Consider the following 14,161-nt stretch of genomic DNA (forward strand, 5'->3'; position numbering starts at 1 on the left):
ATGGTGCAGATGGGGCCGGCGCGTCGGGATGCGCCGGTTCGCCCCGCCGCGTCCCGGCTGCGCTCCGGCTGCGCGGCGCGAAGCTCGGCGGCACGGAGGCGGCCGTCGCGTCCCGTGTCCCGAAGCGGTGTGACGCGGCCTGCGCGTCGTCGCGCCTGCGGCGCGGCCGTGGTGCGAAGCTCGGCGGTGTCGTCGGCTCATCGGTGTTGCTCATCGTTCCTCCACTGGGCGCGTCGCGCCGTCATCGTGCCGCGGGCCGTCGTAGCCGGCCGTCTGTGTCATCGCGCTCATTCGCTCTTGGCGGGCACCGAGCAGATGGTCGTGTTGAGGTACTGGTAGGCGATGCCGATGTACTGGCCGGTCTCGGGGTCGCGGATCGAACCGTTCTCGGGGTCGACGACGCCGTTCGTGTTCGGGTCGATGAGCGTGCCGTCCTCACGCTTGATCAGGCCGGTCTTCGGGTCGACGGTCGGCTGCGGCTTCGCCGAGGGCGTAGCCGACGGCGTGTCCGTGGCCGCGTCGTCGGCCTCGGGCGTCGGCGTCGTCTCGTCGTCCTTGTCCTTGCCGTCCGCGTCGTCCTTCGCCGTGGATTCCGGGGCGGGGGAGGCGTCGGCGGCGTCGTCGCCGTACAGCGGGCGGTCGTCGCGCAGCCGCTGCCAGACCTCGGCGGCGTTGTCGGCCCACACGACGCGGTTCGGGTCGAAGGGCGCGGGCACGACGGGGACGGTCTGCGCGTACACGTGCGAGACGTCGAGGTGGCGCAGGCTGAGCGCGAGCGCGACGAGCGCGTTCGTGTCGGCCATGCCGGAGCTGATGTTGAGCGAGCGGATCGCGGCGAGCGCGAGCTGGTAGAGCTCGCTCGTCTGCGTGAACATGTTCTTCGATATCGCCTCGGCGATCAGCGATTTGACGAGGTACTGCTGGCGCGTCGTGCGCATGATGTCGCTGCCGTCGGTGCCGGTGCCGTGGCGCATGCGCGCGTAGTTCGTCGCCTGGCGTCCGTCGAGGTGGCGCATGCCCTTCCTGAGGTCCATGTCGGTGTTCGCGTCGACGGTGTCGACCGGGATGCACACGTCGACGCCGCCGATCGCGTCGATCATGTCGGACAGGCCCTTGAAGTCGACGACGACGAAGTTCGTGATGTGCATGCCGGTGAGCGCGTTGACGGCCGTCACCGTGCAGCTCGCCGCCGTCGACAGGTCGCCGCCCTCGCGGTAGGCGGTGGAGAACACCGAGTTGAACATGACGCCGTACTGGGCGGGGATGTCCTTGCCGTCGCTCGTGCGGCAGTCGGGCACGTCGACGATCGAGTCGCGCGGAATCGAGACGATGTTGATGAAGTCGCGCTTGGCGCTGATGTCGACGACCATCGTCGTGTCGGCGTTGTGCAGGCCGTCCTCGCCGTCGTGCATGCCGCCGGACAGCTCCGCGTTGCCGTCGTCGCGCGTGTCCTGGCCGATGAGGACGAACTTGATCGGGCGCCCCTCGTTGGGGTCGAGCTTCTCCTCATCGGCGAAGACGGTCTTGACGGCGCCCTCCTGGACGGCGTTGTTGAGGTTGATCCAGATGGAGGCCACGGCCGTGCCCGCGAACACGAGCGCGGCGGCGACGACGCAGGCGACGGCGGCGAGCGCGCGGTGGCGGATGCGCCACGCCACGGCGCTGTGCCGCGGCCTCGCCTTGCGGGAGCTGCCCAGATACGCTTCTCGTGTCTTCTTCGCGGTATGAGAGGCCAACGGTCCACCTTTCGTGCGTCGTTCCCCGTCGCGGGGTCCCCATGCGCGCGCACGGCCCCATGCCGACGACGTGCAATCGTATGCGATTATAGGACATGACGGTGAGAAAGCCGTGCGGGGGAGCCCGCGCGGCGCCCGGGGGCGGCCGGCGGGCGGATATACCCTTCTGCGTACACTGGGACGCATGACACTCTCGGGCAACAGTGAGATCCAGCGCATCATCGGCGCCGCACTGGCGGCGCGGCCGTATTCGCACAGCCAGCGCGCCGAGCCGAACGTGACGGCCGTCATCACCGTCGAGGACGACCTGCGCTACCTGCCCCGCACCTTCCGCGCCGTGCTCGCCCAGAGCGTGCTGCCGTCCACGATCGTCATCGCCGACTGCTCGGGGCGCACCGTGCAGTCCGTGCAGACGAGCTTCGAGATCATCCCGACGAAGGAGGACGTGCTCGAGACGATGCCCGAGCCGCAGCGCATCTCGATCCAGATCGTCCGCGTCGCCCAGGCGCGCTCCTTCGCCGACGCCGTCGCGAAGGTGCTGCGCAACGCGCAGGTGGACACGTCGACGAAGACGCTGTGGCTGCTGCACGACGAATCCCGCCCCGCCGACGAGCGCTGCCTCGAACGGCTCCTCGACGCATGGGCGAACTCGCCGACGGCGGCGCTGCTGGGCGCCAAGCAGCTCGACTGGGAGGGCCGCGCCCTGCACGACGTCGGCTGCTACGCGGCGCGCGGACGCGTCGTCTCGCTCGTCGTCGACGGCGAACCCGACCAGGAGCAGTACGACGGACGGCGCGACGTCTTCTCCGTCTCGCTCGCCGGCGCCCTCGTGCCCGTCAACACGCTCGCCGCCGTGCACGGCGTCAACCCGTGGTTCGGCACCTTCGACGAATCCGAGGACTTCTGCCGGCGCCTGTGCCTGTCCGGCCGCCGCGTCGTCGTCGTGCCCGGGGCTCGCATCGCGCACCGGCGCGCACGCTACGACGGCGTGCGCACGCGCGACGGCGGGGCGATCGAACCCGACGCCGCCGTCGACTCGTCGATGGCGCAGCTCGTCGGCGCGCAGAAATACGCGATGACCGACATGGCCGCCCCATGGTGGCCGCTGCTGTGGGTCGTCTCGCTCGCCGCCGCGCTCGTCGGCGCCGTCTCGCTGCTGTTCCGCAAACGCCCCTACCGGGCGATGTGCCGCCTCGTCATGCCCTGGGCCGCGCTCGTCGCCGTCCCCGGCGCGCTCGCCGCACGCCACCGCGTCGCCGCCGCGGGCCGGCGCCCGCGCTCCCAGATCGCGCCGCTGATCGCCGACCGCCGCCAGATACGCCAATGGAAGGCCCGCTCGCGCGCCTTCGACGACCAGCGCAGCAACGTCATCCTCGACCCGCTCGCCCTCGTCCACCTGCGCCACCGGCGCATCCGGCGTTGGGCGTGGGCGCTCGCCGCCGCGCTGCTAGCCTTCGGAGCGACGGCCGCGATGTACTGGCCGATCCTGCGCCACGCGTTCTCCGACGCCTCGATGCTCTCGACGCGGCTGCTGCCGACATCCGCGACGTTCCGCCAGCTCGCCGAGGCCGCCACGACGCCATGGGTCTACGGCGTCGGCACCGGCGTCCCCGCCCCGCCGTCGCCGTGGCTGCTCGTGCTCATGGCCGCGTCCGTGCTCACTGGCGGCCACGTCGCCGCGGCGCTCGCCCTCGTCTTCTTCCTGTCCGCGCCCGCCGGCGTCCTGTCGTTCTGGGCGCTCGCCGGCGTCGTCACCCGATCCAACCCGATCCGCGTCGCCTCCGCGCTGTGCTGGTACGGCCTGTCGCTCGCCTTCGGCCTGTACGACACGGCGAACCTGCCGATGCTCACCGTCATGACGTTCCTGCCGGCCGCGCTCGCGCTGTCGTTCAAGGCCGTCGGCATGTACCGCACCGAGGACCCCGTCAACCCGCGCTCGTCGGTGCAGGCCGCCGCAGCCGCCGCGCTGCTGTTCATCCCGGCCGTCGCCGCCGAGCCGCAGCTGCTGCTCGCGCTCGTCGTCATCTTCGTCGCGTTCCTCGTCTTCGTGCGCCGCCACCGGCTCATGCTGCTGCTCATCCCGCTGCCCGCCGCGTTCGCGCTTGCCCCGACGCTCGTCAACGCGGTGCGCTACGCCGGCGACGGCATGTGGCGCCAGCTGTTCGGCGACGTCATGGTCCCGACGCGCCCCGTCAACGGCGAGCCCGAGGCGATCGGGCTGACGACGATGGTGTGGCGCGCCTTCGGCCTCGAGGCCGCGCCGTCATGGCCGGCGATGCTCTCGTGCGCCGACCCCCTGCGCACGCTGATCGTGCTGTGCTGCGCCGTATGCGCCGTCATCGCGCTGCTCACGCTGCTGCGCCCCGGCATGCTGCGCCCATGCCGCATCCTGTGGACGGTGACGCTGTGCGGCCTCATGCTCGCCGTCACCTCCGCCGTTGTCGTCATCGCCGTCACGCCTGACGGCGCGGCCGCCGGATCGGTGCTGCCGGGCGTCGCGCTCGCCGCGTGCGGCATGCTCGCCTGCGTGGCGATGGCGGCCGGCCCGGGCGTCACGCCCTTCCACCGTCTCGTGACCGACCACACGCGACGCTTCGGCGCGACGACGCTCGTGCAGGGCGCCGTCACGCTGTTCCTGACGGCGATGACGGCCGTGTGCCTGCTGTTCGGCGTCCAGACGGCCAACGCCGGAGGCGTCGCCATCGCCGGATCCGGCCTGCCGATGGTCGCCCAGGACTATCTGGCGCAGGACCCCGGCCGGCGCGTGCTCGCGCTGGCCGCCACGAACGCCGACACCGTCGCCTACACGGCGATGCGCACCGGGCGCGGCGATCTGATCGACAGCTCCGCCGCATGGCGTGTCAGCCGCGCCTTCGGCCACGAGGAGCACACCGACGACGAACAGCTCGCCCACATCGCCGCCCGGCTGCTCGCCAACAGCGACAACGACGCGATACGCCAGCTGTCCGACCTCGGCTTCGGCGGCATCTACGTCGTCACCGACGAGGGGCGCGACCTGAGCGCGCGCGCAGGCGAACAGCTTCAGGCGAACGTGACCGCATCCCAGGGCACGCAGGAGGTCGTCAGCAACGCGCAGGGCACGTACTACCGGCTCACGCTCGACGCGACGGCCGGACAGCACATCGACACGGACGCCCAGCTGCGCATGGAGACGAGCCCCTGGCGCACCGCATGGCTGTGGTGCCTCGCGATCCTCGTCGCGATCTACGGCATCATCGCGATACCACGCAGCCACGGCATCAGCAAGGAGGATCAGCAATGAGCGAGGAACCGAACCGTCTCGACGACTTCGCGCACCGCACGCGCACCGTCGTGACGACGGCCGTGACGAGCGTCGCCGTCATCGCGCTGTTCGCCGCGCTGACGGTCGTGCCGCCCCGCTCCGGCGCGCACGACGCGCCCACGGTCGCCGACGCATCCGTCTCCGAACAGGCCAGCGCCCAGCAGACGCTGCGCTACTGCCCGGCCGCGATGACGATCGCCGACACGGAATCCTACGGCGACGAGGAGTTCCACACCTCGACCGGCGACCTCGCCTCGGCCCGCCGCTACGCGGCCTTCGGCTCGGTCTTCCACGCCCAAGCCGACGCGCTCGGCGCCGGGGACGCGACGGACGGTCTCGTCCTCGAAGGGGCGGACGGCAAGGACGACGCCGACGTCTTCATCGCCGGCCAGGACAAGAACGACGACGCCACGATGCTCGACACGCGGCTGCTGAGCGCAACCGACGGCACCGGCTCGGCCGGCGCAGTCGCCTCATGGGCGACGACCGGCGACATCACCGGCATAGCCGCCGCCTCCTGCGTGACGCCCGCCCTCACCCAACGCTTCCTCGTGCCCAGCACGACGACCGGCAACACACAGCAGCTCGTCGTCGCCAACCCCGCCGACAAGCCCACCAGCGTCGACATCGCGATCTGGGGCGTCAAAGGAGGCAGGATCACGCCGGCCACGTCGTCCATCCTCACCGTCGGCGCCGACGGTGAGGATGACATGCTGCTCAACGCGGCCGCACCCGACGAGCAGGGACTCTACGTAGAGGTCACCAGCCACGACGCGCCGGTCGGCGCCGTCGTACGCTCCAGCGCGATGGACGGTCTGACGCCGCACGGCAACGACTACGTGACGCCGCTGCCCCAGGCCGCCACGACGCAGACGATCATGCTTCCCGACGCCGACGCCTCGACGACGCTGAGCGCCTACGCCGACAAGGACGCCACCGTCACGTTGTCGTGGATGAGCGACCACGGCCTGGTCGACCTCGGCCGCCTCGACGTCCGCGGCGGCAAGGTCGCGCTCAAGGAACTCAAGGACCGGCCCAAGGACGCCCACGCGATCCTCGCGCAAAGCGACGCCCCCTGCTCGATCACCGCCCAAAGCGCCGTCGAAGGCGCCGACGGGCGACGCGACTACGCCGTCATCGACGCGCACACCGCCTACGCGCAGTCCGCGCTCGCATTGCCGGCCGGCATCGACGCGACGCTCGCGATCGCCAACATGGGCGAGGGGCGTGCGACGGTCACCTTCACCGGCTACGACGCACACGGCGAGGAGACCGGCACCAGACAGGTCAAGGTGGACGCCGATTCGTCGACGACCCTCGACGCCGACGACCTCGGCAAGGACGTCGCCGCGATCCGTGTCGACGACGCCGACCCGGCGATCGTCTGGGGCGCGTTCGTGACGAACGCGAAGCTGCGCGACGCGAAGACTGCGGCGCTCGCCTACGTGCCGGCGACGAGCCTCGCCGTGCCGCGCCAGCTTGTGCACGCCTTCAACGATCCGGGCATCGTGCGCTGAGCGGCCGTCACAGGCCGAAGTCGGGGTCGATCTCGTCGGGGCGCCGACCGTAGAGCTCGGCGATCGACGCGACGATCTCGTCTCGAATCGCCAGCTGCAGGTCGGTGCGGTTCGCCGCATGTGTCTGGATCGGCAGCCGGTACAGCACGATGCGCGCCGGACTGCCATGCTCGGCGGGGAAGGCCTGCGAGCACAGCCGCGGCTCGGACTCCCACGGCGCCGGCGACGACGGCGGCACATCCTCGACGGCGAACTGCAACGGCCGCACAAGCTCCGGCCACGCGGCCGACAGACGCCGGATCTGCGCGACGACGAGATCGTCGAAGAGACCGGAGCGCGTACGGTAGCGCGGCAGACGCGTGCCGAACATCGGCGTGCGCATCCCGCGGCCATGGCGGTTGCGATACACTTTGGCGTTCCAAGGAAGCTGGGTCATGGCCTCCACTGTAGGCCGACCGCCCCACAGGCCGCGCCCATCGCGCAGGCACGGTAGGATACAAGGATGGTCAGGAACAGGAACGGGGAAGTGATGAGGATGACCGAACCCAACATTGCCGACAGCGCCGCCGTGGACGTCGACGCGCTGTGCCGACGCATGCGCGTCGCCGCCTTCGACCTCGACGGCACGCTCGCACGCTCGAAGAAGCCGATGCACGCCGACATCGCGCAGGCGCTGAGCGAACTGACGACGCTGCTCCCGGTCGCCATCGTCTCCGGCGGCGTCATGCCGCTCATCGAAAGCCAGGTCACCGACATGCTCGCCTCCGGCGCCGACCGCGCCAACCTGCATCTCATGCCCACGACCGGCACACGCTACTACCGCTGGGACGGCGCCGCATGGACGAAGGTCTACGAACGCGACCTGAGCGCGGCCGACCGCGCCGCCGCCATCGCATCCCTCGAACGCCGCGCACGCGAACAGGGCATCTGGACTGACCACGGCTGGGGACCCATCATCGAGGACCGCGGCAGCCAGATTACCTACTCCGCGCTCGGCCAGCAGGCCCCCGTCGAAGCCAAGGAGCGCTGGGACCCCGACAACACGAAGAAGAACCGCCTCGCCGAAGCCGTCCAGCGCGACCTGCCCAACCTCAAGGTACGCTCCGGCGGCTCCACCAGCGTCGACATCTCCGCGCGCGACATCGACAAGGCCTACGCCGTACGCGAACTCGCCCACGCCACCGGCGTCGACGTCGGCTCGATCGCCTTCATCGGCGACCGCATGGACCCCGACGGCAACGACTACCCGGCCGCCGCCGCCGGCACAATCGCCATCCGCGTCACCGGCCCCGAAGCCACGCTGCGCCTCATCGACGCCATCAACATGCGCCTGCGCCACTGAACGGCGACCCGACCCCGGGACACGAGACAGGACCCACGATGCGCATGACGGGCACCACGGCACGACACGCCGCCGCCACATGGCGACAGCTGCGCGACATCCTGCTGCCACGCGGATGCGCCGGCTGCGGGCGCCCCGACGCCATCCTGTGCGACCAATGCGCCCGCGCACTGCACGACCCCACCGCCTTCACGCTGCCACAGGCCGCCGCCGGACACGGCGTCGCCTGCGGCACCTACCACGGCGCCATCCGACACGCCATCCTCTCATGGAAGGACCACGGCGACGCCGAAGCCGACCAGCCACTCGCCGACGCCCTCACCGACCTCTTCGACACGGTCGCCGCGCCGCTTCTCGCCACCCTCAACCCCGCGCCGACCGGCGTCGGCATCATACCGGCGCCCTCATCGCCACGCTCCATACGCCGCCGCGGACGACGCCACCTCGACCCGCTCGCCGACATGCTCGCCGCGCACTGCCGCAGCCACGGCCTGCCCGACACCTGCACGCTGCCGATGCTGCAGGTGCGCGCCGTTCACGGCAAATCCGTCCAGACCCACGGCGCACGCGACCGCATGCGCCGCATCCACGGCCACATCGCCGTCGACGACGCCATACGCCCGCCCGCACCCGGCACGCCGCTCATCCTGCTCGACGACATCGTCACGACCGGGGCGACGATCGGCGCCTGCGCCGACGCGCTCGCCGACGCCGGCCACGATGTGCTCACCGCGCTCGCGCTCGCCTACACGCCGCCGAAGGCCATCGACGAAGACGACGGCACCGCCGTCGAAGACGCGCGGGGGCATCCCGGGGAGCGGCGGTGGTGACGACGTCCGGATATGCGGAGCGGGGCGCAGACCTGATGTCCGCGCCCCGCTCCGCATATGACGGGGTTCCGTGGGATCACTGGCCGTCGTAGGCGGCCTCCGTGTTCCTCCCCGTCGCCGTCTCCTGACGCGGCTGCGGCTCGGGAGGCCTCACCGGCAATGTAATCTCGAAGTCGACGCCGCGCGGGTCGTCGACGACCTGGACGGTGCCGCCGTGCAGCTTCGCCGCCCACCGCGCGATCGACAGGCCGAGGCCGGTGCCGCCGGACTCGGTGCCGGGGCCGGACGTCCCCTTGACGAAACGGCGGAAGATGTCGTCGCGCACCTCCTTGGGGATGTCCGAGCCGAAGTTGACGACGTTGATGATCACCGTGTCGCCGTGCTCGCCGGCGTGCGCCTCGACGAGCACGGCCGTGTCGTCGCGAGAATGCTTGAGCGCGTTCGCGATGATGTTCGTCAGCAGCTGGCGCAGCCTCGCCTCGTCTCCTTCGACGACGAGGTCGTCGGGGACGCGTTGCTCGATCGTGTGCCCATGGCCGGCGTCGGCGTATTCGAGCGGGCCGACGGTCTCGTCGATGAGCTCGGCGACGTTGAGGCGTTCAAGGACGAGGCTCGAGGCGCCGGCCTCGACGCGCGACATGTCGAGCAGGAAGGAGATGAAGTCGGACAGGCGATGCGTCTGCTTGAGGATGTTCTCCATGTTCGCCGGCGTGGGCTCGACGACGCCGTCGGCCATGTTCTCGACCATCGCCTGCAGCGCCGAGACCGGCGTGCGCAGCTCATGGCTCACGTTCGCGATCATGTCGCGGCGCATCTGGTCGGCGTGCTCGAGCTCCTCGGCCATCACGTTGAAGGACCTTGCGAGCTGTCCGATCTCGTCGTTCGTGCTTTTGCGCAGGCGCACGCGTGCGGAGTAGTCGCCTTGGGCCATCGATTCGGCGGCGTCGCGCATCTGCCGAAGCGGGCGTGTGAAGCTGCGCGACGTGCAGTACATGAAGATCAGCGTGATGGTGATCGTCAGCGGCATCGCCATCCAACTGTTGATGCCGATGATGTCGAGCATCCATGCGATGAGGAAGGCGAGGACGGTCGTGATCGCGATCAGCACGCTCAGTTCGGCGCACAGCGAGGAGAACAAGCGGGGGCGCTTGCCGTCCTTCCCGGACCGCGCGCGCCCCATCGATGCCGTAGGATTCTCGTGCTTCATCACTGTTCCGGAGGCTCGAAGGCATAGCCCACGCCGTGCACTGTCCGGATCGTCGCGGCGCCGAGCTTGTGCCGCAGCGCCTTGACATGCGAATCGACGGTGCGCGTGCCGGAGGCGTCCACCCAGTCCCACACCTCCTCGAGCAGTTGCTCGCGCGTGAGCACCGACTTCGGTTTGCGCGCGAGCGTCGTCAGCAGATCGAACTCGGTTGGCGTCAGATGCACGGTCTCGCCGTCGAGCGTCACGCGGCGCGTCGCCGGGTCGATGACGAGCGAGCCGAAGTCGAGGATCTTCTCATGCTCCGATTTGCTCGCGATGACCTTCGCGCGCTCGACCCGGCGCAGCAGCGCCTTGGCACGGGCGACAAGCTCGCGCATCGAGAACGGCTTGGTCATGTAGTCGTCGGCGCCGGCGCCGAGCCCGATGATGACGTCGGACTCGGCGTCGCGCGCCGTGAGCATGAGCACCGGCACCGGGCGCTGCGCGACGATGTGCTTCGTCGCCTCGATGCCGTCCATGCCCGGAAGCATGACGTCCATGACGACCAGATCGGGACGCAGTTGGGCGGCCGCCTTCACGGCGCTGATGCCGTCCGAAGCGATGCGGGCCCTCCAGCCTTCGGCGATGAGCCGTTGCGCGATGGCGGTGGCGAGCGTCGGCTCGTCCTCCACGACGAGAATCGTGTAGGCAGACGGCATCTGTGCGTGTGCGACCATAATCACCAGTCCTTGGTTTTGTCGGTTCAGTTGTTCTCGGGGACGAGGAACACGACGCCGAGCGCCGGCACCGTGATGCGCGTCGACCATTCACGCGAATGGTACGCGCCGGCGTTCGCCTCGATGTCCGTGTTGTGGATGTCTGAGCCGCCGTACTTCTTGTCGTCGGTCGTCAGGACCTCCTTCCAGCGGCCGCCGAGGGGCAGCGCGACCTGGTAGTCGGCCCACGCGGTGCCCGAGAAGTTGACGACGACGACCATGCGTTCGCCGTGGGCGCCGATGCGCTCGAAGCTCAGCGTGTTGTGGTCGGCGTCGTCGCTCGTCAGCCACTGGAAGCCGTCGGGCGTGAAGTCCTGGCTCCACAGCGCCGGCGAATCCTTGTACAGCTTGTTGAGGTCGGCGACGAGCGCCTGCACGCCGCTGTGGTCCGGCCAGTTGAGGCAGTCCCAGTCGAGCTGACTGTTGTAGTCCCATTCTCCGTACTGCGCGAGTTCGTTGCCCATGAAGGTCAGGTTCTTGCCCGGATGCGCCCACTGGTAGGCGAACAGCGAGCGGACGCCCGCGTAGCGCTGCCAGTCGTCGCCCGGCATCTTGCCGAACAGCGAGCCCTTGCCGTAGACGACCTCGTCATGGCTGATCGGCAGCACATAATGCTCCGAATACGCGTAGACCATCGAGAACGTGATCTCGTTGTGGTGCCACTTGCGGTTGATCGGCTGCTCGTGCAGGTACTCGAGCGTGTCGTGCATCCAGCCCATGTTCCACTTGAGCCCGTAGCCGAGGCCACCCTGGCTGGTCGGCGCCGTGACGCCCGGATACGCGGTCGACTCCTCGGCGATCATCATGACGCCCGGGTTGTTCTTGTACGCGGTGGCGTTCGCCTCCTTGATGAAGTCGATCGCCTCGAGGTTCTCGCGGCCGCCGAACTTGTTCGGATGCCACTGGCCCGGCTCGCGGCTGTAGTCGAGGTAGAGCATCGAGGAGACCGCGTCCACGCGCAGGCCGTCCATATGGTATTCGTCGAGCCAGAAGCATGCGTCGGCGACGAGGAAGTTGCGCACCTCGCGACGGCCGAAGTTGAAGATGTAGGTGCCCCAGTCTGGATGCTCGCCGCGCGTCGGGTCGGGATCCTCGTACAGCGGCGTGCCGTCGAAGCGGCCCAGCGCGAACGCGTCCTTCGGGAAATGCGCCGGGACCCAGTCCATGATGACGCCGATGCCGGCCTCATGGAGGCGCTCGACGAGGTACTTGAAGTCGTCCGGGCCGCCGAGGCGCGAATCCACGGCGTAGTAGCCGGTGACCTGATAGCCCCACGAACCGGCGAAGGGATACTCCTCGAGCGGCATGAACTCCACATGCGTGAACCCGAGCTTCTGGACATAAGGTACGAGCTTGTCGGCGAGCTCGCGGTAGTCGTGCACGTCCTTGCGCCAGCTGTTGGCGTGCACCTCGTAGATGCTCACCGGACCCTGATGCGGATCGGACTCGGCGCGCCGCTTCATCCAGTCGCCGTCGCCCCATTCGTGCGTGGAGTCGACGACGATCGAACCGGTGCGCGGGGGCACCTCGTGCGAGCGCTCCATCGGGTCGGCCTTCATCTCCCAGTTGTTGTAGGCGTTGAGGATATGGAACTTGTAGATCTCGCCGGCCTCGACGCCCGGGACGAAGAGCTCCCAGACGCCCGACGAACCGAGCTCGCGCATCGCGTGGCACGTGCCGTCCCAGCCGTTGAAGTCGCCGACGACCTGCACGGCGTGCGCGTTCGGCGCCCACACGGTGAACGCGGTGCCGACGACGCGCTCGCCCCTCGTGCCGTCGTTGCCGCCGAGCGGGTCGTCGTAGCGGCGCACGTGGGCGCCCATGGCCTCCCACAGGCGTTCGTGGCGTCCCTCGCCGAACAGGTAGAGGTCCATGTCGCCGATCGTCGGCAGATAGCGGTAGGGGTCGTTCTCGACGACGGTCGTGCCGTCGGCGCGCACGGTGCGGATGCGGTAGTCGGGGACGCCGCGGCCGTCCTTCGTCCTCACGGCCGGCACGAGCGCGACGAAGACGCCGTTATGCTCGTGCTTCATCGCGTATTCACCGTCGGCGGTGACGATCGTGACGGACTGCGCGCCCGGGCGCAGCACGCGGATCGTGCAGGTGTCGGGGAACTCGGCGGCGCCCAGATGCGCGCCGAGGATCTCGTGGGGGTTGTAGAACGCGCCCTTGCTGACCTCGTCCAGCTGATCGCCGTTGACGGGGACGAGGGCTTTCTCGTTGAATGTGAAGTTTGTCATGTATCCGAGAATACGCATGTTTTCCCGGCGGCACGAGCAGATTCGCGGTTTTGCCCATCTTTTTTTCCAATCTTCCACTAAGTCCACACAAAATGACATAATTATATGCGTTTCTGTTTTTTCTCACGGAGGATTCATGGGCTACAAGGTCGGCGATATGGTCGTGTACCCGCGTCACGGCGCGGCGAAGATTGAGGCCATTACCGAACGGACTGTTAAGGGCGTGACGCGTGAGTATCTCAAGCTTTCGGTGCTTTCCTCCGATGACCTTGAGATCTTCGTGCCCGTCGACAACGTGAAGAAGGTCGGCGTGCGCGACATCGTGGACGGCGACGAGGTGGCGAAGGTGTTCGAGATCCTGCGCACGCCGATCATCGAGAAGGAGATGAACTGGTCGCGCAGGTACAAGCTCAACGTCGAGAAGATCTCGACCGGCGACGTCAACAAGATCGCCGAGGTCGTGCGCGACCTGGCGCAGCGCGACGTCGACGAGCACGGGCTGTCCGCCGGCGAGAAGCGCATGCTGACGAAGGCGCGCAGCATCCTGACCTCGGAGATCGCGTTGTCGGAGAAGATCGAGGAGGAGGAGGCGCAGCGCCTGCTCGACGTCAACCTCGGCTACAGCGACCCGCAGCCCGGCGACGACGGGCATCACACGCAGGCCCCCGAGGAGCCGGCGTCCGAGACGCTCGCGCGCCTCGAGGCCGAGAACAAGAAGACGAAGAAGAAGTGAGCGCCGAGCTGCGCTGCGGGCTGGGCTTCGACGCGCACCGCTTCTCCTGCGACGCCGGCCGTCCGCTGTTCCTCGCGACGCTGCGCTGGGACGGCGCCGGCGTCGATGGCGACTCGGACGGCGACGTGGCGGTGCATGCGCTCATCGACGCGCTGCTCGCCGCGGCCGGTCTGGGCGACATCGGTACATTGTTCGGCGTGGGCGCCGCGTCGCGAGGCGCCGGCATGCACGGCGACATGATGCTCGCCGAGACGGTGCGGCACCTGCGTGAGAACGGCTGCGCCCCGTCCAGCGCGTCGGTGACCGTCGTCGGCAACCGCCCGAAGATCGGTCCGCGCCGACGGCAGGCCGAGGATGCGATGTCCGCGATCTGCGGCTGCCGGGTCGCACTGACGGCGACGACGACGGACGGCATGGGCTTCACCGGCCGGGGCGAGGGCCTTGCGGCGATCGCGACGGCGCTCGTGGACGTCGGCGGCCGCGACTGAGCGTTCCGC

At 69.2% G+C, this 14,161-nt stretch carries 12 protein-coding genes; 6 read left to right on the forward strand and 6 right to left on the reverse strand.

From position 1 onward, the window contains the following. Window positions 1–214, reverse strand: a 214-nt coding sequence (locus BCHO_RS09590; protein WP_237743040.1) for a hypothetical protein, incomplete at its 3' end; no start/stop codon positions are given. 73 nt (window positions 215–287) lie between these two features. Next, window positions 288–1,736 carry an LCP family protein gene (locus BCHO_RS05065; RefSeq protein WP_420306547.1) on the reverse strand — a complete coding sequence of 483 codons (1,449 nt, stop codon included), beginning with the start codon at window positions 1,734–1,736 and terminating at the stop codon, window positions 288–290. A gap of 184 nt (window positions 1,737–1,920) precedes the next feature. On the opposite strand from BCHO_RS05065, the gene BCHO_RS05070 reads away from it, so the two are divergent. Both BCHO_RS05070 and BCHO_RS05075 read left to right on the forward strand, forming a co-directional pair. Beyond that, the gene (locus BCHO_RS05070) at window positions 1,921–5,019 is read left to right on the forward strand and encodes a glycosyltransferase family 2 protein (protein ID WP_024541256.1); all 3,099 of its coding nucleotides are present in this window, start codon (window positions 1,921–1,923) and stop codon (window positions 5,017–5,019) included. Next, the gene (locus BCHO_RS05075; protein WP_024541257.1) at window positions 5,016–6,557 is read left to right on the forward strand and encodes a DUF5719 family protein; all 1,542 of its coding nucleotides are present in this window, start codon (window positions 5,016–5,018) and stop codon (window positions 6,555–6,557) included. The genes BCHO_RS05070 and BCHO_RS05075 overlap by 4 nt, the downstream gene beginning before the upstream one ends. Before the next feature lie 7 nt (window positions 6,558–6,564). Here the strand turns inward: BCHO_RS05075 and BCHO_RS05080 are convergent, their stop codons facing one another. Then, window positions 6,565–6,993 carry a metallopeptidase family protein gene (locus BCHO_RS05080; protein ID WP_024541258.1) on the reverse strand — a complete coding sequence of 143 codons (429 nt, stop codon included), beginning with the start codon at window positions 6,991–6,993 and terminating at the stop codon, window positions 6,565–6,567. Window positions 6,994–7,092: 99 nt separating this feature from the next. Here BCHO_RS05080 and BCHO_RS05085 point away from each other — a divergent pair, with 99 nt between their 5' ends. Together BCHO_RS05085 and BCHO_RS05090 are read left to right on the forward strand one after the other, a co-directional pair. After that, window positions 7,093–7,899, forward strand: coding sequence for an HAD-IIB family hydrolase (locus tag BCHO_RS05085; protein WP_024541259.1), 807 nt, complete (start codon window positions 7,093–7,095; stop codon window positions 7,897–7,899). Window positions 7,900–7,943: 44 nt separating this feature from the next. Continuing rightward, on the forward strand, window positions 7,944–8,729 hold the full coding sequence (locus BCHO_RS05090) for a ComF family protein (protein WP_193345751.1): 786 nt from the start codon (window positions 7,944–7,946) through the stop codon (window positions 8,727–8,729). Window positions 8,730–8,805: 76 nt separating this feature from the next. Here BCHO_RS05090 and BCHO_RS05095 read toward each other — a convergent pair whose 3' ends face one another. Genes BCHO_RS05095 through glgB form a run of 3 tightly spaced genes read right to left on the reverse strand, consistent with a single transcriptional unit; the run spans window position 8,806 to window position 12,931 of the window. Then, a complete protein-coding gene (locus BCHO_RS05095) occupies window positions 8,806–9,936 on the reverse strand; it encodes a sensor histidine kinase (RefSeq protein ID WP_024541261.1) in 1,131 nt (376 codons plus the stop codon). Beyond that, on the reverse strand, window positions 9,936–10,652 hold the full coding sequence (locus BCHO_RS05100) for a response regulator transcription factor (protein ID WP_029675618.1): 717 nt from the start codon (window positions 10,650–10,652) through the stop codon (window positions 9,936–9,938). The genes BCHO_RS05095 and BCHO_RS05100 overlap by 1 nt, the downstream gene beginning before the upstream one ends. 26 nt (window positions 10,653–10,678) lie before the next feature. Then, entirely contained in the window at window positions 10,679–12,931 is a 2,253-nt protein-coding gene (gene glgB, locus BCHO_RS05105; protein ID WP_024541263.1) for a 1,4-alpha-glucan branching protein GlgB, read from the reverse strand. A 136-nt stretch (window positions 12,932–13,067) separates the two neighbouring features. On the opposite strand from glgB, the gene BCHO_RS05110 reads away from it, so the two are divergent. Together BCHO_RS05110 and ispF are read left to right on the forward strand one after the other, a co-directional pair. Beyond that, window positions 13,068–13,664: a CarD family transcriptional regulator gene (locus tag BCHO_RS05110; protein WP_024541264.1), complete on the forward strand. Its 597-nt coding sequence runs from the start codon at window positions 13,068–13,070 to the stop codon at window positions 13,662–13,664. An 8-nt stretch (window positions 13,665–13,672) separates the two neighbouring features. Then, entirely contained in the window at window positions 13,673–14,152 is a 480-nt protein-coding gene (ispF, locus tag BCHO_RS05115; RefSeq protein ID WP_029675620.1) for a 2-C-methyl-D-erythritol 2,4-cyclodiphosphate synthase, read from the forward strand. The last annotated feature ends 9 nt before the right edge of the window (window positions 14,153–14,161 follow it).

Origin of the sequence: Bifidobacterium choerinum (genome assembly GCF_000741135.1) — a bacterium.
Classification (GTDB): Bacteria; Actinomycetota; Actinomycetes; order Actinomycetales; family Bifidobacteriaceae; genus Bifidobacterium; species Bifidobacterium choerinum.

Bases quoted from the DNA above. Each gene is read 5' to 3' on its own strand.
- BCHO_RS05080 (WP_024541258.1), bottom strand. From the start codon at position 6,993: ATGACCCAGCTTCCTTGGAACGCCAAAGTGTATCGCAACCGCCATGGC.
- BCHO_RS05100 (WP_029675618.1), bottom strand. From the start codon at position 10,652: ATGGTCGCACACGCACAGATGCCGTCTGCCTACACGATTCTCGTCGTG.
- glgB (WP_024541263.1), bottom strand. From the start codon at position 12,931: ATGACAAACTTCACATTCAACGAGAAAGCCCTCGTCCCCGTCAACGGC.
- BCHO_RS05095 (WP_024541261.1), bottom strand. From the start codon at position 9,936: ATGAAGCACGAGAATCCTACGGCATCGATGGGGCGCGCGCGGTCCGGG.
- BCHO_RS05090 (WP_193345751.1), top strand. From the start codon at position 7,944: ATGACGGGCACCACGGCACGACACGCCGCCGCCACATGGCGACAGCTG.
- BCHO_RS05110 (WP_024541264.1), top strand. From the start codon at position 13,068: ATGGGCTACAAGGTCGGCGATATGGTCGTGTACCCGCGTCACGGCGCG.
- BCHO_RS05085 (WP_024541259.1), top strand. From the start codon at position 7,093: ATGACCGAACCCAACATTGCCGACAGCGCCGCCGTGGACGTCGACGCG.
- BCHO_RS05070 (WP_024541256.1), top strand. From the start codon at position 1,921: ATGACACTCTCGGGCAACAGTGAGATCCAGCGCATCATCGGCGCCGCA.
- BCHO_RS05075 (WP_024541257.1), top strand. From the start codon at position 5,016: ATGAGCGAGGAACCGAACCGTCTCGACGACTTCGCGCACCGCACGCGC.